The organism is Micromonospora sp. NPDC048830 (assembly GCF_043198215.1).
In the GTDB taxonomy this organism is placed as follows: Bacteria; Actinomycetota; Actinomycetes; order Mycobacteriales; family Micromonosporaceae; genus Micromonospora.
Genome location: NZ_JBICUP010000024.1, coordinates 83330 through 102997, shown reverse-complemented (window position 1 = coordinate 102997; position 19668 = coordinate 83330). Strand labels below are relative to the sequence as shown.

Annotated in this window: 13 protein-coding genes and 1 pseudogene; 9 read left to right on the top strand and 5 right to left on the bottom strand. The window is 72.7% G+C overall.

What is annotated here, in order from left to right:
• Nucleotides 1-16: 16 nt before the first annotated feature.
• The 5 genes and pseudogenes from ACGFIZ_RS20980 to ACGFIZ_RS20960 form a co-directional block, all read right to left on the bottom strand.
• Nucleotides 17-1720 carry a hypothetical protein gene (locus ACGFIZ_RS20980; protein WP_393421569.1) on the bottom strand — a complete coding sequence of 568 codons (1704 nt, stop codon included), beginning with the start codon at nt 1718-1720 and terminating at the stop codon, nt 17-19.
• Nucleotides 1721-1973: 253 nt separating this feature from the next.
• Complete coding sequence (gene eis, locus ACGFIZ_RS20975) at nt 1974-2687, bottom strand: enhanced intracellular survival protein Eis (protein ID WP_393421567.1); 714 nt, start codon at nt 2685-2687, stop codon at nt 1974-1976.
• Between the two features lie 146 nt (nt 2688-2833).
• Nucleotides 2834-3166, bottom strand: a pseudogene (locus tag ACGFIZ_RS20970) (GNAT family N-acetyltransferase); the annotation flags it as partial.
• Nucleotides 3167-3248: 82 nt separating this feature from the next.
• Nucleotides 3249-4247, bottom strand: coding sequence for a cytochrome d ubiquinol oxidase subunit II (cydB, locus tag ACGFIZ_RS20965; RefSeq protein WP_393421565.1), 999 nt, complete (start codon nt 4245-4247; stop codon nt 3249-3251).
• A gap of 15 nt (nt 4248-4262) precedes the next feature.
• On the bottom strand, nt 4263-5675 hold the full coding sequence (locus tag ACGFIZ_RS20960; protein ID WP_393421563.1) for a cytochrome ubiquinol oxidase subunit I: 1413 nt from the start codon (nt 5673-5675) through the stop codon (nt 4263-4265).
• Nucleotides 5676-5858: 183 nt separating this feature from the next.
• Here ACGFIZ_RS20960 and ACGFIZ_RS20955 point away from each other — a divergent pair, with 183 nt between their 5' ends.
• From ACGFIZ_RS20955 to ACGFIZ_RS20915, 9 genes are all read left to right on the top strand, one after another.
• A complete protein-coding gene (locus tag ACGFIZ_RS20955; RefSeq protein WP_393421561.1) occupies nt 5859-6635 on the top strand; it encodes a lysophospholipid acyltransferase family protein in 777 nt (258 codons plus the stop codon).
• A gap of 144 nt (nt 6636-6779) precedes the next feature.
• Nucleotides 6780-7547, top strand: coding sequence for a glycerophosphodiester phosphodiesterase (locus ACGFIZ_RS20950; RefSeq protein ID WP_393421559.1), 768 nt, complete (start codon nt 6780-6782; stop codon nt 7545-7547).
• A gap of 13 nt (nt 7548-7560) precedes the next feature.
• Nucleotides 7561-8949: an MFS transporter gene (locus ACGFIZ_RS20945; protein WP_393421557.1), complete on the top strand. Its 1389-nt coding sequence runs from the start codon at nt 7561-7563 to the stop codon at nt 8947-8949.
• A gap of 75 nt (nt 8950-9024) precedes the next feature.
• Complete coding sequence (locus ACGFIZ_RS20940; RefSeq protein WP_393421555.1) at nt 9025-9738, top strand: thymidine kinase; 714 nt, start codon at nt 9025-9027, stop codon at nt 9736-9738.
• A 223-nt stretch (nt 9739-9961) separates the two neighbouring features.
• The gene (locus ACGFIZ_RS20935; RefSeq protein ID WP_393421554.1) at nt 9962-11260 is read left to right on the top strand and encodes a peptidoglycan DD-metalloendopeptidase family protein; all 1299 of its coding nucleotides are present in this window, start codon (nt 9962-9964) and stop codon (nt 11258-11260) included.
• Nucleotides 11257-14040: a hypothetical protein gene (locus ACGFIZ_RS20930; RefSeq protein ID WP_393421552.1), complete on the top strand. Its 2784-nt coding sequence runs from the start codon at nt 11257-11259 to the stop codon at nt 14038-14040. Before ACGFIZ_RS20935 ends, ACGFIZ_RS20930 begins: the two co-directional genes overlap by 4 nt.
• A 2-nt stretch (nt 14041-14042) precedes the next feature.
• Nucleotides 14043-17786: a hypothetical protein gene (locus tag ACGFIZ_RS20925; RefSeq protein WP_393421550.1), complete on the top strand. Its 3744-nt coding sequence runs from the start codon at nt 14043-14045 to the stop codon at nt 17784-17786.
• Between the two features lie 22 nt (nt 17787-17808).
• Entirely contained in the window at nt 17809-18753 is a 945-nt protein-coding gene (locus ACGFIZ_RS20920; protein ID WP_393421548.1) for a hypothetical protein, read from the top strand.
• 45 nt (nt 18754-18798) lie between these two features.
• Nucleotides 18799-19641: a hypothetical protein gene (locus ACGFIZ_RS20915; protein WP_393421546.1), complete on the top strand. Its 843-nt coding sequence runs from the start codon at nt 18799-18801 to the stop codon at nt 19639-19641.
• The last annotated feature ends 27 nt before the right edge of the window (nt 19642-19668 follow it).

Sequence of the window (19668 nt, the reverse complement as noted above, 5' to 3'; positions counted from 1 at the left end):
CTTCCGGGACGGTGGATCAGGTGCGGTCCGAGCTGGGAATCCAGGGCCTGGCCCCGGAGGAAAATCCCCCGGATTTATCCGTGGGGATCGTTAAGCTGTTGGCCTCGGCGGACGAGCCGCCGCCCTGCTGGCTGCGCAGGGAGACGCGGAAGTAGTCGTTGAACTCGGAGCCGAACCAGCCACCCGGCACCTCGCTGGTGACGAACCGGTAGCGGACGCGTACCGCGGTGACGTCGGCGTCGGTGGTGAACGCGCGGGACACCGACTGCTCGCCCTCCCCGGCGGTGCCGAGGGTCAGGTCGTTGTCGACGATGCTCGACGGGGTCGGCTTCGCGTCGGTGGCGGGAGGCGTGGCCGGGGTCATCGGCGGCGTTGCGGCGCGCTGTCCGCGCTGCGCCGACAGGCCGTCGGCGGTGGCCAGGCTCGGGATGCCCTCCACGTGCGGGGCGATGGTGACGGGGGCGGTGCCGGTGTTCCAGCCCGCCGTGCCCTGGCTGAAGTCGTTGTTGGCGACCGTGCTGGGCGGGGCGAAGCCGAGCAGCGTGACCCGGACCGACCCGTCGCCGGCGTACACGCCCGCGACGCCCTGCCGGTTGCCGCTCGCGGTGGCCTTGACCAGGACGGTGCGGGACGGCACGTTGGGCACGGTCAGGTGGCCGGTGGAGGTGGCGTCCTCGGTGAAGACGTCCTGGTCGTCGGTGAGGCTGACCCGTACGGTCACCGGGTCGGTGACCGGCGCGCCGGTGTCGTCCACGACGTCGACCCGCAGGGTGTTCGCGCCCGCCCAGACGGTGGCGGTGTGGTAGAGGGGCCGGCCGATGGCGTCGACGCCGGCGAGCCGCAGCTCGTTGCGGCCGTCGGTCAGCGCGGAGGTCGCGGTGACCCGGTGCGCCTCGACGGCGATCCGGTCGGCCGGCACCCGGTGGCCGTTGACGGTGAGCGCCATCTCGGCCGGGTCGTCGTGGAACTGCGCCCCGGAGAGGCTGAACGCCACCGGGGTCGACACGGCGTTGAAGCCGTCCGGCGCGGCGCCGGTGAGCGCGAGCGCGTCGGCGGGCAGCGCCTCGTCGAGGGGGTTCTCGACGGTCAGCCGCAGTCGGGTCGCCGCGCCGAGGTTGAGCGCCGCGACGATCCGGTCGAACCGGTTGATCCTGCCGCTGCGGTCCACGTCGGCCCAGGGCGAGTACGCGGGCGCACCGTACGCGGTGCCGGCCAGCGAGTCGATGAGCACCAGGTCGTCCTGGTCGACCTGGAAGTCGGCGTTGGCGTCGCCGGCGAGGAACGCGGAGAGCTGGTATGCGCCGGAGGTGTTCCTGTCGGATCTGAGCAGGACGTCGTAGGCGCCGCCGGGGGCGAGGGCGGCGACGGTGAAGCTGGACTTGCTGCCGGGGGTGTCGGCCCGCCAGGGCACGGAGACGTACGGCGGCGGGCCGGACTTCGAGCGGACCACGATCATGCCCGGGTCGAGGGCGCTGCCGGGCGCGGCGTCGAGCGTGAAGCCGATGAGCATCCGGCCGTGCCCGGCCGGCGTGTAGTCGTCGGCGGCTACGGTGAACGGCACGCTGCCCTGCTGCCCGGCCGTCAGTTCGCCGCCGCTGACGCTGTAGATCGCGCTGGCCGCGGCGTCCACGGGTTCGGCGGTCGTCGCGGCCAGCGCTGGGGCGGCCGGGATGACGAGGCAGAGCGCGGCCAGCCCGATCAATGGTCGAGCACGTCTCATGTCCCCTCCAACACATGTGTCGGGATGCCTGTCGACATAAGGCGATCACCGAGTCCAGGCACGAAAAGTAACAGCCTGATTACGCAAGGTGCATCGGCTGTTCGCGCGGCCGGTACCGTCGATCGACAGCCGGTGGGGACACGTCCAGCGGCCGCGTGCACCGGGTGGGGTATTGACGGCCGCCGAGGGCCCCCGCGCGGTGGACCGAACGTGTCCCCGCGCGCGGGCCTTCCGGGCGCTGTCGGGAGGCCGGTCAGAAGTAGTCGAGCAGGTGGGCGGGGCCGCCGGCGGCGAGCAGGTCCAGGGCACGGGGGTCGACGCCGGGGCCGTGTCGCAGCTGGCCGGCGTGCACGAGGCTCTCGGCGGTGGTGGCGCCGGCGTAGAGCTGGGCGAAGCCGCGCACGCTCAGGTGCAGGGCTGGCTCGCCGGTGGCCGGGCGCAGCTCGGCCGCGCCGTCGGCGACCTCCAGGCGCCAGGCGCCGGTGTTCCAGTCGGCGAGGTCGTCGTCGAGGGTGAAGTCGACGACGCCGCGCGCGTGCGGCGGCCAGCCGCGCTCCCGTACGGCCCGGGTCAGGTCGACGGGCCGGTGCATCCAGGGCTGCTGCCGGTGCTCACGGACCGTATCCAGGGGCAGTTGGGCGGTGACGGCGTCGCCGTCGAGCAGCCGCAGCCGCAGGGTGGGGGCGACGCTGCGCCACCTGGCGAGGACGCTGACGAGTTCCCGGGCCGCGTCGGCGGTGGTGGCGAGGACGTCTTCGACGGTGAGGACGGAATCGGGCCCGTAGCCGCCGCGGCCGCGGTCCCAACTGGCGTAGCCGACCAGTTCGCCGGCGTCCTCGACGAGGGTGACGCCGTCGGTGGGCAGGGCGGTGGTGGCGCCGAGGTGGTCGAACAGTTCGCCGCGGCGGGTGAGCAGGCCGCGGCGGTGGCGGGCGACGCGGTCGTACAGGCCGGCGACGGCGGGCATGTCCTCGGCGCCGGCGGCGCGGACGCTGGGGCGGGCCGGTGGCGGGGCAGGTCGGCGGCGGCCAGGTCGACGGTGCGCAGGGTGCCGGCGACCTCCCAGCCGCAGGCCCGGTACGGGCCGGTGGTGGTGGGATACAGGGCGCTGACGGCGGCGCCGCGCTCGCGGGCGCCGCGCAGCAGGGCGGCCAGCAGGGTGCGGGCGACGCCGCGGCCGCGGGCCTCGGGGGCGACGGCGACGCCGGCGACGCCGACGGCGGGCACGGTCCGGCCGGACCACCACTGCTCGTGGTGCAGGTCGACGGCCTTGCCGCACAGCCGCCCGGCGGGGTCGAACGCGCCGTAGCCGGTCATGCCGGGCCGGGCGCGGGTGGTGGCGTCCGGTGGGGGTTGCGGGTCGGAGCCGAACGCGTGGCCGCCGAGGGTCCAGGCGGCGGGAATGTCGTCGGGGGTGAGTTCACGGATGGCGGCGACGGGGTGCACCTGCCGACGGTAGCCACGGCTCGGCCGGCGCCAAACCGGTTTTTCCGTGGCCGGGGGCGGGTCCCCCCGGCCACGGGGTGGGTCAGTGCCGCGGGATGTGGGCGACGCCGATGCGCCTGCGGAACACCCAGTAGGTCCAGCCCTGGTAGGCCAGCACGATCGGGGTGAACACGACGGCGACCCAGGTCATGATCTTCAGGGTGTAGCCGGTGGAGGCGGCGTTGGCGGCGGTCAGGGTGCCGGCGGGGTCGGCGGTGGAGGGCAGCAGGTTCGGGTACAGCGCGGTGAACAGGGTCGCCACGGTCAGGGCGACGGCCACGGCGGTGCCGGTGAACGCCCAGCCCTCGCGGCGTACGCGGGCGGCGGACACAGCGGCGAGCAGGGCCAGCGCCGCCACGGCGGCGAGCGCGACGGCGGCCGCGCTGGAGCGGATGCTCAGGGTCCAGGCCAGGAACGCCACGGCGAGCACGCCGGCGCCGGCGCCGGCGCGTACCGCGAGGGCGCGGGCGCGGTGGCGGATGTCGCCGACGGTCTTGAGGGCGACGAACACGGCGCCGTGGGTGAGGAACAGCGCGCCGGTGGTGGCGCCGCCGAGCAGGGCGTACGGGTTGAGCAGGTCGAGCAGGCCGCCGACGTACTCGTGGTCGGCGGAAAGGGGCACGCCGCGCAGGATGTTGGCGAACGCGACGCCCCACAGCACGGCCGGGACGAGCGAGCCGAGGAAGATGGCGGTGTCCCAGCGGCGCTTCCACCACGCCTCGGGGCGCTTGTGCCGGTACTCGAAGGCGACGCCGCGGGCGATGAGGGCCAGCAGGATCAGCAGCAGGGGCAGGTAGAAGCCGGAGAAGAGGGTGGCGTACCACTCGGGGAAGGCGGCGAACATGGCGCCGCCGGCGGTGATGAGCCAGACCTCGTTGCCGTCCCAGACGGGGCCGATGGTGTTGATCAGGACGCGGCGTTCCCGGTCGTCACGGCCGAGGACGGGCAGCAGCATGCCGACGCCGAAGTCGAAGCCCTCGAGGACGAAGTAGCCGGTGAAGAGCACGGCGACGAGGAGAAACCAGACGGTGGTCAGTTCCACGGTGGGCTCCGCAGGTCAGTAGGCGAAGGCGAGCGGACGCTCGGCGTCGTCGGTGTCGGTGGGTTCGGGCGCGGGGGTCAGGTCGGGTACGCCGGCTTTGGCGTACCGCAGCAGGAGCTTGATCTCGACGACGGCGAGGGTGGCGTAGACGAGGGTGAAGGCGGTGAAGGAGGTGAGCACCTCGGTCAGGGAGACGCTGCGGGACACGCCGTCGCGGGTGAGCATCTCGCCGAAGACGATCCAGGGTTGGCGGCCCATCTCGGTGAAGATCCAGCCGAAGGCGTTGGCGAGCAGGGGCAGCACGGGCATGGCCAGGCCGGCGCGCAGCAGCCAGCGGCTGGTGGGGGTGCGGCCGCGGCGCTGCGCCCACAGGACGAGCACGGCGATCGCGGCGGCGGCCAGCCCGAAGGCGATCATGAAGCGGAAGCTCCAGTAGGTGACGGGGATGATCGGGGTGTAGCTGCCGGGGCCGTACTGGCTGGCGTACTGGGCCTGCAGGTCGTTGATGCCCTGCACGGTGCCGTTGGGGTCGCCGGTGCCGAGGAACGACAGCAGGTAGGGGATCTTGATGGCGAAGACCTCGCGGCTGCCGTCGAGGCTGCCGACGGTGAGCACGGAGAACGCCGCGGGGCTCTCGGTGGTGTAGAGGCCCTCGGCGGCGGCCATCTTCATCGGCTGCACCTCGGTCATGATCTTGCCCTGGATGTCGCCGGTGACGAGCACCCCGGCGGTGGCGATCATGACGACCCAGGCGCCGAAGCGGGTGGCGTAGCGGTAGGCGGGGGTGTCGGCGCTGTCGCGGTTGCGGACGAGGTGCCACAGGCCGACGGCGACGACGAGTGACCCGGCGACGAGGAACGAGCCGGCGATGGTGTGGGGGAACGTGACGAGGGCGACCTTGTTGGTGAGCACGGCCAGGAAGTCGGTGAGCTCGGCGCGTCCGGTGTCGGGGTTGATCCGGTAGCCGACGGGGTTCTGCATGAACGAGTTGGCGGCGAGGATGAAGTAGGCCGACAGGTTGCTGCCGATGGCGGCGGCCCAGATGGCGGCCAGGTGCAGGCGTTTGGGCAGCCGGTCCCAGCCGAAGATCCACAGTCCGATGAAGGTGGATTCGAGGAAGAACGCGACGAGGGCCTCGATCGCCAGGGGGGCGCCGAAGATGTCGCCGACGAAGCGGGAGTAGTCGCTCCAGTTCATGCCGAACTGGAACTCCTGAACGATGCCGGTGACCACGCCCATGGCGAAGTTGATGAGGAACAGCTTGCCGTAGAACCTGGTGAGCTTGAGGTAGCGCTCGTCGCCGGTGCGGTGCCACCGGGTCTGCAGGATCGCGACCAGCACGGACAGGCCGATGGTCAACGGCACGAACAGGAAGTGGTAGACGGTGGTGACACCGAACTGCCAGCGGGCGACGTCCAACGCGTCCACCTGGAACCCCCCAGCCTTCGTACTACGGGACGTAGTAAATACTACTCGCCGTCGTAGACGGATCGGCAGGGCAGCAGGTCCCGATCCCGCCCGGGACCAATGACCTTGCTCACCCCGGCCGCCCAGCCCGGGATCCCGCCCGGCCGCGTCCGGCCGGCGCGGCCGTGCGACGATCAACCGCTGATGGACACCCCGACCGACACCTGGCGCCCGCCCCTGATCTGGCGCGGCGCCCAACTGCTCGCCCGCGCCGTCGTCGGCGCCCTGGCCCGCCTGCGGGTCAGCGGCGAGGTTCCCGCGCACCTGCGCCGCGGGCCGCTGATCCTCGCCGCCAACCACATCAGCCCGTTCGACCCGATCGTCATGGCCGCCGCCTGCCGCGCCCGGGGCGTCGCGCCACGGATCATGGCCACCGCCGGGCTGTTCCGCGCCCCCGTCGTCGGCGCCGCCATGCGCCACGCCGGGCACATCCGCGTCGACCGGGGCACCGCCGCCGTGCACCAGGCCCTCGACGCCGCCGCCCGTGCCGTCGCCGAGGGCTCGGTGGTCCTGGTCTATCCCGAGGGCCGCATCGGCCTCGACCCCGGCATGTGGCCCGAGCGCGGCAAGACCGGCGCGGCCCGCCTCGCCCTGGCCACCGGCGCCGTCGTGATCCCGGTCGCCCAGTGGGGCGCCCACGAGGTGCTGCCGTACCGGACGCCCCGCGGCCTGGCCGGGGCCGTCGGCCGGGCCCTGCTGCGCCGCCCCGTGGCGCACGTGCGCTTCGGCGACCCCGTCGACCTGGCCGACATCGACCCCGCCGCGCCGGGCGCCGCCCTGCGCGCCACCGAGCGGATCATCGACGCGATCACCGACACGCTCGGGCCGCTGCGTCCCGACGAGCCCGACCGGCCCCGGCACGTCGACCCCGGACGCCCCAGCGACACCAGCCGCTCCCACCGCCGCCGGCCCCCGGCGTGACCGCCCGCCGGGTCCGCCCGGAACGCGATGTCGCCGACATGGCGCGGTCCGGGCGACCCGGTTCGCGCCATGTCGCCGCCATGACGCGCATAACGTCGCCGGCCGGTCACCGGGAGGCCACCCACGCCCGGCATACTGCCGGGCGTGCAGCCCCCGTCCGGCTACCTCGACGCCCCCGCGCCGCTGGCCTTCGCCCACCGCGGCGGCGCCGCCGACGGCGACGAGAACACCGCCGCCGCGTTCGCCCGCGCCGTCGCCCTCGGCTACCGGTACGTCGAGACCGACGTACACGCCACCGCCGACGGGATCGCCGTCGTGTTCCACGACCCCACCCTCGAGCGGGTCACCGGTGAACGCGGCCGCATCGCCGACCTGCGCTGGGCCGACCTGACTTCGGTACGCGTCGGCGGGGCCGCCCTGGTGCCCCGCCTCGACGAGGTGCTCGGCGCCTGGCCCGACGTGCGGTTCAACATCGACGTCAAGGCCGACCGCGCGGTCGAGCCGACCGCGCACACCGTGCCCCGGGCCGGCGCCGGTGACCGGGTGCTGCTGGCCTCGTTCAGCGACGCCCGGCTGGCCCGGCTGCGGGTGCTCACGCAGGGGCGCGTCGCCACCGGCCTCGGCATGCGCGGCGTGGCCCGGCTGCGCATGGCCTCGCTGCACGGCCGGCCGGTGCGGCTGCCCCCGTCGGTGGTGGCCGCGCAGGTGCCGCCCCGCTACGGACGCGTCCGGGTGGTCGACCGCCGGTTCCTCGCCTACGCCCACCGGCTCGGGCTGCACGTGCACGTCTGGACGATCGACGAACCTGCCGAGATGCACGAGTTACTTGATCTTGGGGTGGATGGCATGATGACCGATCACGTCGGCGTGCTGCGCGACGTCTACCGCAGCCGCGGCCACTGGGCCGCCTGAGACAAGGAAACCGATGGCCGAGACCGTCACCCCGGCGGTGGACACCCCACCGCCGGCCAGCACCGCCCGCGAGCGGCGCGGCTGGTACCTGTACGACTGGGCCAACTCGGCCTTCCAGACCACCGTCATCACCGTGTTCCTCGGCCCGTTCCTGACCACCGTCGCCGAGCTGGCCGCCGGCTGCGAACTCGGCGCCGACAGCTGCGACGGTTACGTCCACCCGCTGGGCATCCGCGTCGCCGCCGGCTCCTACTACCCGTACCTGATCTCCCTGTCGGTGTTCCTCACCGTGTTCGTGCTGCCCGTGGTCGGGGCGATCGCCGACCGGACGACGCACAAGCGGAGGCTGCTCGGCGCCGCGGCGTTCACCGGCGCCGGCGCCACCATCGGCATGGCGTTCGTCACCGGCGACCGGTACCTGCTCGGCGGGGTGCTGTTCCTCGTCGCCAACATCTCCTTCGGCGCCGCCGTGGTGGTCTACAACTCGTTCCTGCCGCAACTGGGCGGCCCCGACGAACGCGACGCCATCTCCAGCCGCGGCTGGGCCATCGGCTACCTCGGCGGCGGGGTGCTGCTCGCGCTGAACCTCGTCGCGGTCAGCACGCTCAGCGAGGAGGGCAACCCGCAGCGCACCCTGGACCTGGCCCGCTGGTCGATCGTCTCGGCGGGGGTGTGGTGGGCGGCGTTCACCCTGCTGCCGCTGCGCTGGCTGCGCGACCGCCCCACCGCCGAGGCGCTACGCGGCGGCGGCAACGTGCTCACCGACGGGTTCCGGCAACTCGGCCGCACGGTGCGGGAGATGAAGGCGTACCCGCTGACGCTGTTCTTCCTGCTGGCCTTCCTCGTCTACAACGACGGCATCCAGACCGTCATCACCCTCGCCAGCCAGTACGGCACCGAGGAGCTGCGGCTGGAGCAGGGCACCCTGATCGTCACCATCCTGCTGGTGCAGTTCCTCGCCTTCGGCGGCGCCCTCGCCCTCGGCGCCCTGGCCCGCCGAATCGGCGCCTGGAAGACCGTGCTGCTCAGCCTCGTACTGTGGACGGGGGTGATCGTGGCGGCGTTCCGGCTGCCGGCGGAGGCCCCGCTGCCGTTCATGGTCCTCGGCGGGGCCATCGGCCTGGTCCTCGGCGGCAGCCAGGCGCTGAGCCGGTCGCTGTTCAGCCAGCTCATCCCCGCCGGCAAGGAGGGCGAGTACTACGGGTTCTACGAGATCAGCGACAAGGGCACCAGCTGGCTCGGGCCGCTGGCGTTCGGCCTGGTGTTCCAGCTCACCTCCTCCTACCGGGTGGGCCTGGTCTCCCTGCTGATCTTCTTCGTGCTCGGGTTCGCGCTGCTGGCCGCCGTACCCATCCGGCGGGCCATCGTCGCCGCCGGCAACACCCCGCCCCGGGTGCTGTGACCGTCCGCTGGTGCGGCGCCGGCCGGCGCCGCACCAGCCTGATCGTCGAGGGTCGATCGACTAGGCTGCCCGGACGTGACCGACGACGCCGCTGCCGCCCCGATCTGCCTGGCCCGCCCCCTACCGGGCCCGGACGACCTGCGCGCCGGCTGCGCCGCCGCCCGCGCCGTCGACGGCCGGCCGCTGCACGCCGCCGCGCTGAAGTTCTTCTGGGGGCCGATGGACTGCGGCAAGTCCACGATGGCGTTGCAGATGAACCACAACCACGCCCGGCAGGGCCGCCGCGGCCTGGTCACCACCCGCATCGACCGCTCGCTGGGCCCACAGGTCACCACCCGCATCGGCCTGGCCCACGCCGCCGTCGAGGTCACCGACACCCTCGACCTGCGTGACCTGGTCCGCGACGCGTGGGCCGAGGGCGTACGCGTGGACTACCTGATCTGCGACGAGGCGTCGTTCTACAACCTCGAACACATCGACCAGATGGCCGACCTGGTCGACAACTACGACGTCGACGTGTACGCCTTCGGCCTGGCCACCGACTTCCGGTCCTGCCTGTTCCCCGCCGCCCAGCGGCTGTTCGAACTGGCCGACTCCGTCGCCCGCATCCAGGTCGAGGTGCTGTGCTGGTGCGGCCGCGAGGGGCTGCTCAACGCCCGCGTCGTCGACGGCCGGGTGGCTCGCGAGGGCGAACAGGTCGTCATCGGTGACACCGTCGACACCGCCGAGGTGCGCTACCAGGTGCTGTGCCGGCGGCACTACCGCGCCGGCGACCTCGGCGGCCGCTAGCCTCGCCGGCCCACCCTCCCCCGCCGGCCCGGTCACCGGCGGATCACCCGCGCGGGTGATCCGACCCGCGCGCCGCCCGGAAGGACGGGCGAATCGGGAGACTTCGCCAGCAAACGCCCATATGGTCGACCCGTCAACCGCGCGAATACGCCAACGAGCCGGGCACCGGCGCTGACCGTCGCGTGACACATTGTGCGGCGCAGCCGCTCGTGTTGAGAGGTGCATGATGGGACTGGAACTCGGCGACCACGTGTGGTATTGGAACCACCGGATCTCCTTCGACCAGAACATCCCACGTGCGCAGTGGTTTCCGGGTTCGGACCCGCACGACCCGAACGACTACCAGGGGCACGGTAAGGAGATCTGCAATTTCGTCGTCCACGCCGACGAGATCGCCCGCGGCCGGCCGCACATGCGCAACTACGAGGGCAGCTTCGCCTGGCTCAACAACAACCCCGGAAACATCACCGGGCGCCCCGGCGGCCCCAACTTCGGGCAGTACCCGGGCAAGTTCAACTGGCACAACTTCCTGATCTTCCCCACCTGGGCGGCCGGCTACCAGGCGATCGCCCTGCTGCTGCGGTCCGACCAGTACGTGAACCTGTCCATCCTGGACGCGTTCAAGAAGTACGCCCCGGCCTCCGACGGCAACAACCCCGTCGCGTACGCCAACGCCGTGGCTGCCGCCCTCAACATCCCGGTGTCGACGCGGGTGGGGAACCTCACCGACCGGCAGATGGAGGTCATGCAGGACAAGATCCAGGAGGTCGAGGGCGTCATCCCCGGCGCGAGCCTGGCCTGGGACTCCGACGAGATACCGGTCGAGATCGCCGCGCTGCTGCCGCCCTACGTGCGCAAGCCGACCCGCCGCGACGCGCTGATCCAGTCGGCCAACCCCTTCACGATGGACATGTCCGCGCCGGTGGACACGGCCGGCTTCACCCAGGGGCACGGCGGCCCGAATCAGGGCGGCCATGTCGGGGTGAACTGGTACATCAGGTACGGCATGGACATCGGCGGAGTGCAGGGCACCCCGGTGTACGCCGCGTTCGACGGCCACATCACCCGGTTCCAGCCGCACAACCCGGCGCAGGACAACGGCAGGGTCTACGGCGCGCAGATCTTCATGCGCTCCCCGAACGACATGATGGGCGGCTTCTACACCCACCTGACCAACCTGCCGGATGGGCTGGGAGTGGGCTCGACGGTCGCCCGCGGCGACTTTCTCGGCACCATCCACCGCTTCGGCGGAATCCCGCCGCACCTGCACCTGGCCCTGGTCGAGATCATCGGCGGCGCGCCGAACGGGCAGTACCAGGGCTTCGACCTCTACCAGTTCTTCCTCGGCCTGCAGACAGCCGACCCGTCGACCGTCGTGCCGGTACAGTTCTGGCAGGACGGCCGACCCCCCGAGCCGCTGTGGGGCGTCCGCAAGACCGACACCTCCCAGGCGCAACTCCCGCCGACGGCGCAGACGCCGGCCTACGACACGGCCGCCGCGGGAACGCGCAGCGCGCCGTGAGCGACCTGCCGGACGCCGGCGCGCCGCCCGCCGACCCGGCGGCGGGCGGCGCCGGCGATCCCCCCGTCGCTGCGGCCCGTCGTGACCCGGCCGCGGCGACCGCCGCCGCCGTCACCGCGCTGCGTCCCCGCGACCTCGTCTCGTTCACGGTGCGCACGACCGGGCTGCGGGAACGGGTGAGCGCCACCGGCGTCGCGGAATGGGTCGCCGCGGACGCCGACGGCCAACTGATCGTTGACCTGCCGCCGCAGCACCTCGCCGAGTCCGTGCTCGCCCCCGGCTCCACGACCAGCCAGGGACGGCTGGCGGGCCCGTCCAGCCTGTACTTCCGGGTGCCCCGCAACCAGGTGGTCGCCCAGAGCGTCGAGGGCGTGCTCGCCGCGATGAACACCCTGCCGCTGATCGTCGAACCCCGGGAGCGCGGGCGGGCCAGCGCCCTCGAACTGCCGTGGCGGCTGCTGCTCGCGCTCGACGTCAGGGCGCGGTGCCGGCACCGCAGCGCCCCGCCGCCCGCCGGCGACGCCGTCAGCCCGATGTGGCACACCCGCATCGTCGCGCCCACCGCCTCCGGGTACGCCGACGTCTACCCCTTCGCGAGCCTGCCGGTGGAGAGCTCGTTCGGCACGCCGCTGGGCACCAGCGTGACCACGATCGCCGACCAGGGCTGCAGAAACCCCACCCAGCCCGTGGCCACGGAGAAGCTGATCCTCACCGCCTGCGGCGCCTGGTTCTCCGGCTCGGTCGACTACCCGGCGCTGCAGTGGACCCACCGGGCCGCGATGGGGCGCGACTACTACGTGCGGCTGCACAAGCGCGGCGCGCTCTTTCCGTTCGGCCACCGGGCGGCCGTGGTGGAGGTGACCGAGCGGCGCTTCGACACCGCCACGAAGGTCGCAGGCCTGCAACGCACCATCGCCCTGATCGTCACCGAACCCGTGTGCCGGTACGGCATCGACGCCAGCCACGAGCGGGAGTTCCCGTTCCAGCGGGTCGAGATCGAGCCCGTGCAGATCGTCCCGTTGGACCAGCCCGACGACGAACACACCTTCTGGCCCAGGCAGGGCGGCACCGCCGTGCAGTTCACCATCCGCGCCTGGGCGGCCGGCGAGGCCGTCACCATGCGGCTGCCCCTGCTGTTCGGCGACGGCACCCTGACCGCCCAGCAACTCGGCGACACGTACGCCCGCGGCCCCCGCACCGGGATCGCCGCCGCGGCACCCCCGGCCGCCGTCGTGAACCGGTTCATACCGCTGGCCGTGCGCCGGACCGCGCAACAGACCGTGGAGGCCGTCGAGGGCGCCAGCCAGCAGGTCGCCGCGCTGGTCTTCGGCGCGAACCCCGTCGCCAGCGGCGTGGGCTTCCACCCCCGACTCGCCCAGATCGACGTGACGCTGCCCGCCGTCAAGCAACTGCTGGGGCAGGACATGCCGGCCATCCCCGCCACACTCGCGCCGGAGGTGCGCGCCTCGACGGCCACCACCCCGCCCGACTTCCTGCTCCAGTTCGCCTCCCGAAGCCTGAACCTCGGCTTCGCCCAGACCGGCGCGATCGCCTCGCCCAACATGGCCGTCAACCGGATCCACCGGGTGCTGGGCGCCACGGTCGCGAACCTGCCCACGAACCCCGCCCAGCTGTTCGACCGAGGCGCGAAGCTGCTCGGCATCGTGCCGCTGGCGGAGATCGTCTCCACCGTCGACCGCCCGCCGACCATCGTCTGGTCGCAGACCCCCACGCCGCAGGCCACCCTCGAATGGACCATGAAGCCGACCAGGAGCAGCGGCCCGTTCCAGCCCGTGACCGCGCCGCCGGCCAAGGCGTGCGAGGTGAGGATCACCGCGCGGACGGGCACCGGCGACGGCTCGCCGAAGACGACCGTGTTCGGCGCGGTCACCAACTTCGTCATCGGCATCCCCACCCCGGCCGACCCCCTGGTCCGGCTCGACTTCTCCGAGCTGACGTTCCGCGCCGAGACCGGCAAGCTGCCGACGACCGCGTTCACGATCACCTCCGCGGCGCTGGGCCGCAAACTACGGTTCGTCCAGCGGCTCGGCAAGCACCTGGCCGCCGTCGGCCGCAGCGCACCCACGGTGGAGATCTCCGCTCGCGACGTCCGGGTCCGGTACGCCGTCGCCATCCCCACGCCGCTCGGGATGGGACTGTTCACGCTGCAGAACCTGCGCCTGCAGGCCGGCGTCACCCTGTCGTTCGTCGGGGAGCCGGTCACGCTCGACTTCGCCTTCGGCACCAGGGGCAGCCCGTTCCTGGTGACCGTGATGGGATTCGGCGGCGGCGGCTACCTGGAGTTGGGCGTCCGGGCCGGGGGGACCGACTCAGGGCTGGAACGGTTCGTCGGCGGCATCGAGTTCGGCGCCAGCGTGGCGATGAGTTTCGGCGTCGCCTCCGGCGAGGTGCACGTCTTCGGCGGCATCGTGTTCGTCAAACAGCGCGGCGAGGTCGAGATCACCGGCTACCTGCGCATCGGCGGATCGGTGCGGGTGCTCGGGCTGATCTCCGTATCGGTCGAGCTCACCATCAGCCTCACCTACGTGGTGCCGAACAAGCTGCGCGGCGCCGCCAAGCTCGTCATCGCGGTGGATCTCACCTTCTGGTCGACCTCCGTCGAGATCACGTGCGAGAAGACGTTCGTCGGCTCGGAGCAGACACTCGCCGCCGAGGCCGTGTGCGCCCCCGCGACCGGGTTCTCGGTGGAGAAGGCGCTGGGCCCGGTCGGATCGTCGTTCCCCTGGCGCGACTACTGCCAGGCGTTCGCGGGAGGATAGGAATGGCACCACCGCCGAACCTGAGGCGCCAGTTCGTCTGGACCGTCATCCCCAGCGGCCGGGTCGAGCCCGACGGCCAGCAACGGGCGCTGTTCTCGCTGCTGCTCACCCCGAAACTGATCGGCCCGCCCGGAACGCGGCTCACGCTCGGGCAGTTCGGGATGCAGTCCTGGCCGCAACGGCTGGCCGCCGTGCGCTTCACCGCGTACCGGACCGACCGGCAGCTCACCGCCACCCCCGTCCCGCTGGTCACCGAGGACGACCGCAAGGTCCAGTTCACCACCGACCAACAGACGGCCGCATGGCGGCAGATGTTCCCCGCCACCATGCCGGTGCGGCCCCACGCCCTGACCACCTACCAGGGCCGCCGGTACCACGACTTCCCCGCCCGCGACGCCGGCGCGGAGATCAAGAGCGCCTTCCGGGCCACCGCGCGCACCCTGGCCTACCTCTCCGGCGACGACCACGAGCAGAGCGAGCGCCGACAGACGGCGCTGCGGGACATCACCCAGTCCTGGCAGGCGGCGGCCCTGGGCGGCCCCGACGCCGACGCGGCGACCCGGGCCGCCGCGCCCCTTCAACGGGCGTACGAGTTCTACCGCCGCGACGGCGTCACCCCGTTCGAGGCGGAGGCGACGGCGCAGGAGCTGGACTTCCACGACCAGGTCGCCCGCCTGGCCGACCACCCCATCCTGCTACGCGCACTCGGGCTGCTGATGGACTTCGCCGTGCCGGTGCCGGAGCTGACCGGCGCGGGCGCCAACGAGATCCGGGTCGAGCCGCGGTGGCCCAGCGCGGACCCGAACCCGGCCGACGGCTGGGCGCAGGCGCTCCAGGAGGACGTACGCCCGAGGACCGCCTACACGCTGACCGGGTCGCGATTCGTACCGGCACCGTCCGGGGGACAACGATCGCCGGGCATGCTGCCGCTGGCGGGCACCAAACTGCTGGGCGAGGCACCGAACCTGCGGTTCGAGATCGTGCCGTTCGACGTCGACGGCGCCGCGCTGCGCATGGTCGCCGCCGCGCGGTCGGACGGCGGCGCGCCGCCGTCGACGGCGGCGCCCACCGCGGGACTGCCTGCCCTGCGCTCGATGGGGTTCGCCCTCGTGGACGGCAACCGCAAGGGCGACCACGAGGCGCGGCTACGCAGGGCCGGCGAGCGGGACACGCCGAGCAAGCTCGAGGGCTCGCCGTTGACGGCGGACAATCTCGTCGCCGGCTACCGCGTCGACGTGCTCGACGGCGGGCAGTGGCGGTCGCTGTGCCAGCGCCGGGTGGGGTACACGGTCGGTTCGGTGCAGATCGGGTCCGGGACGGGCCTGCTCGACGAGGGCTATGTCCGCCCCGAGTCGGCCGCCACCGGCGCCGGCGCGGCCGACGCGCTGTACATTCACGAGACGGTGGCCCGCTGGACCGGCTGGAGCCTGGTGGTCCCCCGCCCGGAGCGGGTCGACGACCAGACCGGCGGGGCCACGCCGCCCGTGCCGTTCACCGCGCGGGTCGACCTGGAGCGCGGCTCGCTGCCCCGGCTGCGGTTCGGACGCACGTACCGGCTGCGGGTGCGGCTGGTCGACCTCGCCGGCGGCGGGCTGCGCCGACAGCAGGTCGGCGCCGACGAGGAAGTTACCGAGCCGTTCGTCCACCGCCGCTTCGAGCCGCTGCTGCCGCCGGAACTGGCCCCGACCGCCCCCTACGTCGACGGCGCCGGGCAGGACCAGATGGTCATCCGCAGCGACCGGGGCGTCACCGCGGACGCCTACGCCGCGCGGCACGGCTACCGGGCGGTCGACTTGCGCTACCTGTACGCGCCGAAGAGTTCCCTGGAACTGGCCCTGCAACACCCGACGGCCCTCGACACGGCGCTCGGCCCCGGGGCAGCCGACGACGTGGTCCGCCGACAGTTCGACCTCGCCCGGCGCGCCGACGGCGACCTGGGCGACCTGGGAGCGGTCCTGACCCAGGGCGGCGGCACCGAAGCCGGCTGCTACTTCGTCGTGCCCGAGGCGCCCGCCGCCCTGCCGTGGCTGCCGGACTTCGTGGTGGCCTCCGTCGCGATGCGGGTACGGTCCCGGCCTACCGACCCGGGCACCGGCGGGGCCGGTGGCACGGCCGGCTTCGACCGGTTCCACTTCTCCTGGAAGGGCGACTGGCCCGACCGACGGCCCATCGCGTTGAAGGTCGTGGCCGCCGCGGCGGGTTGCACCGCCCGGCACTCGATGGTCGGCAACGACCGCACCTTCACCGTCGAGTTGGGCCCCGCCGAGCAGGTGACCGTGGACATCGTCTCCTGCCCCGCCGTCGACTACGTCTATTCCTGGCTCGGCGTCGCATACTGGGCCGGCGCCTCCCCGCACGACACCGGCCATCCGGTCAACGCGAGCATCTACTACGGGCGCAACCCGCTGGTGACCCCGCCCCGGACGGTGACCATGGTGCACGCCGTGCAGCGCCCCCTGCGCGACCCGAGCGGCCAGCTCACCGCCGAGCGGTCCATGGGCGACACCCATGCGGTGCTCAACACCTCGAAGCTCGCCATCGACGTGCGCAGCACCGGCCGCATCGACCTGCGAGCCGAGTGGACCGACATCGACGACCGGCCACCTGCGGCCCCCCGCCGGACCGCCGTGGCGGTAGGCGTCGGCTCGTACGACATCGCGCACAAGCCGCCGCTGGTGGCACCGCCGAACGGGGCGTTCCCCCGGATCCGCCAGGAGTTCGCCGACACCCGCCGGCGCAAGGTCCGCTACACGGTCGCCGCGATCTCCCGATTCCGTGACTACTTCCAGCGGGTCACCGACCGGGACACGGGCGCGTGCACGGTGCACGGCACCCTGGACGCCACGGACGTGCCCAGCACGGCCCGGCCACCCGCGCCCAAGGTCCGCGGCGTCATACCGACGTTCCGGTGGTCCCGAAGCGACGGCGGCACCGTCATCCGCTCGTCACGCCGCGGCGGCGGGCTGCGGGTCCTGCTGGAACGACCCTGGTTCGCCACCGGGGTGGAGGAGGCGCTCGCCGTCGTCGTGTGGCCGCAGCCGGCGTCGCCCCCCGCGGTCAGGGAACTCGCGTACCTGAGCCTTGCCGGTCGGGACCCGTTACGCACCACTGCGGCACCGGCGGCCATCCTGGACCCCGGCCACTTCACGGCCACCGTCAAGGAGTCGGTGCACCTGCCGGAGCTCGGCAAGACGGTCACGGCGGTGGTCACTGCCCTGGACTTCGACCGCAACTACGACAAGGACGCCGACTGTTGGTTCGCCGATCTCGACCTGGCCCCGCTGGCGGAGGCGGCGTACTTTCCGTTCGTCCAGCTGGCGCTGTGCCGCTACCAGGCCGAAACCGCCGACCGCGGTCAACGGCTGTCTCCGCCGATCCGCACCGAGCCGCTGCAGCTCTTCCCGCACCGCGACCTCACCGTGACGCGCGGCGCCGGCCGGGTGACGGTCGTCCTCACCAGCCCCAGCCCGGGCGGGGCGGCGCCGACCACCGTCCGCGCGGAACTCCAGGCGTTCGCCGGTGATCCCCGCGGTGCCTCGGACGGCCTGATCGGGGCGTCCGGCTGGACGACCCTCACCGCGGCCGCCGGAAAGTTGGGCGACAGCCTCGCGCTCGACGTGCCGCAGGCCCAACGGCGTCCGCTGCGGATCGCCGTCACCGAGACCGAGTCCTACGCCGGCGGGGACGCCGGCACCGCGAGCCGGATCGTCCACGCCGACACCGTGGCGCTTGCACCAGCGGGATGACCGCCCTGACGTTGAGGAGCAGATGATGTTCGAAATCTACCCGCCCGCTGAGCCGCTGGAGATCCCCGGCGGAGGGACGGGACCCCTGTCGGGGTTCTTCGTGCCTTTCGAGGCGCGGGAGACGTACCTGAGGGTGATCGCGTTGTGGCGCGACAACGCTCCCCTCGTCGGCCACGCGCCGACGTTCGAACTCAAGTCGGGCCGCGATGGCGAGCTGACGGCGGTGGACGCGGAGGGGAAGACCGTCGGCATCCGTGGCGCCGGCGACAGCTTCGTGGCCAGCGCCCACTGCCAGCGGCTGCCGGGTGACACCTACCTCATCACCATCTCCGACATCGACGAGGAGGCGGGTCCCTGGTACCTGCGGATCAGGAACAACGACCCCGAGCCGCTGCGGTTCGTCTGGGTCGGCTCACAGCGGGAAAGCGACACCCTGCAACCCTGGATGGCGCTGGATGTCCCCGGGGCCGAGCAGACCCCGGGCACGCTGTCCCTGCTCAGCGATGGGCCCCCGACCGAGGTCAGGGTGCGCAACCAGGGCACCGCCCCGCTCGTCATCAACGACGAACCCGGCACCCAGCTGGACGCCGGGCGGTCGCCCGCCGTGCTGGTCAGCCGCCCCGCGCCGATCGCGCCCCACGACGTCGGCCAGCTGACCATCCAGTGCGGCACGGTGTCCTCCGCCGTCACCGAGTTCGAGCACGTCTTCGACGCCAATGACCCACGGGTCGAGCACCGGACGTTGCGCTTCCAGACCCTGCCCATCTCGGCCGGGACGCCGCTGGGCGGGCAGGAGTCCGAGTCCTTCTGCCGGTGGTGCGGACGGTGCCCGGAATACCTGCCGCCGTCCCCGCCGGGCCTGCCCGGCGGGCCCTGCCGGCGCGCGGGCTGCGCAGACCCGGCCGCCGCCCACTTCGACGTCCCACCCGATCTTGGCAGCTTCGGCGCAGCGGGTCTCGGGCAGTGAGGCGAGGGCGACGCCATGGTGTTTCAACCTTTTTGCACTGATCGGTTGGCGGTGGCGCAGACCAGTTCGCCGGTCGAGTTCGTGGTGTTGTTGGACGCGGCGCGGACGTTTCTGCGTGTGTTGGCGCACCTGCGCGAGGGCGTCGTGCACGGCGGCGCGCCGCCGACCTTCTGCATCCAGGCCGGTACGGGTGCGCCAGCGGAGGTGGACGAGGGCGCCGGGCCGGTCGCGATCATCGGCAGCACCGGCGCGACCGTGGCGACCGCGACGTGTCTGCGCACCCCGGAGGACGACGACACCTACCTGGTCACCATCGACCACAGCGCGCCCTCCGGGCCCTGGCGGCTGCGGATCCGCAACAACGAGCCCGAAGCCCTGACCTTCTACGGCTTCGCCGCCCACGAGGAGGAGGAGACCCGTCACCCCTGGATGCAGTTCTCCGGCTCGATGCGCCTCGGCGGGCTGGAAACCACCAGAGGCAGCGTGCTCGTCTACAACACCGGGACCGCCGACCTGACCTTCCAGCAGTTCCCCGGTGACAAGTTGGGCCCGCAGAGCTCCCCTACCACCATCGTGGAGGTCCCGCCCCCGATCGCCCCGCACCGCGCCTGCCCGCTCGTGGCCGAGTGCGAACCGCTCTTCGAGGTGGTCGAGGCGCGCACCGACATGTTCGAGCACACCCTCGCCACCAACGACCCCGACCCGACGCACGCCGTACTCCGCTTCGGGATCAGCCCGCCGGTCCTGCCGCCCACCCGCTGCCGGGAGAACGACGGATGCCGGGAATTCGTCCCGCGACCAGACCCGGACGAGTTCCAGTGCGCGACCTGCTTCCACGACGCTGGCTTCCACGGGCTGTCCAGCGACCCCGATCGGACTCCCGAATAGTGGTATTCCAGGCTTTTTATACTTATC

What these genes read in the sequence shown, in the direction of transcription:
- ACGFIZ_RS20980 (WP_393421569.1), bottom strand. Translation starts at nt 1,720, where the DNA reads ATGAGACGTGCTCGACCATTGATCGGGCTGGCCGCGCTCTGCCTCGTC.
- eis (WP_393421567.1), bottom strand. Translation starts at nt 2,687, where the DNA reads ATGCCCGCCGTCGCCGGCCTGTACGACCGCGTCGCCCGCCACCGCCGC.
- ACGFIZ_RS20955 (WP_393421561.1), top strand. Translation starts at nt 5,859, where the DNA reads ATGGACACCCCGACCGACACCTGGCGCCCGCCCCTGATCTGGCGCGGC.
- ACGFIZ_RS20945 (WP_393421557.1), top strand. Translation starts at nt 7,561, where the DNA reads ATGGCCGAGACCGTCACCCCGGCGGTGGACACCCCACCGCCGGCCAGC.
- ACGFIZ_RS20935 (WP_393421554.1), top strand. Translation starts at nt 9,962, where the DNA reads ATGATGGGACTGGAACTCGGCGACCACGTGTGGTATTGGAACCACCGG.
- ACGFIZ_RS20925 (WP_393421550.1), top strand. Translation starts at nt 14,043, where the DNA reads ATGGCACCACCGCCGAACCTGAGGCGCCAGTTCGTCTGGACCGTCATC.
- ACGFIZ_RS20920 (WP_393421548.1), top strand. Translation starts at nt 17,809, where the DNA reads ATGATGTTCGAAATCTACCCGCCCGCTGAGCCGCTGGAGATCCCCGGC.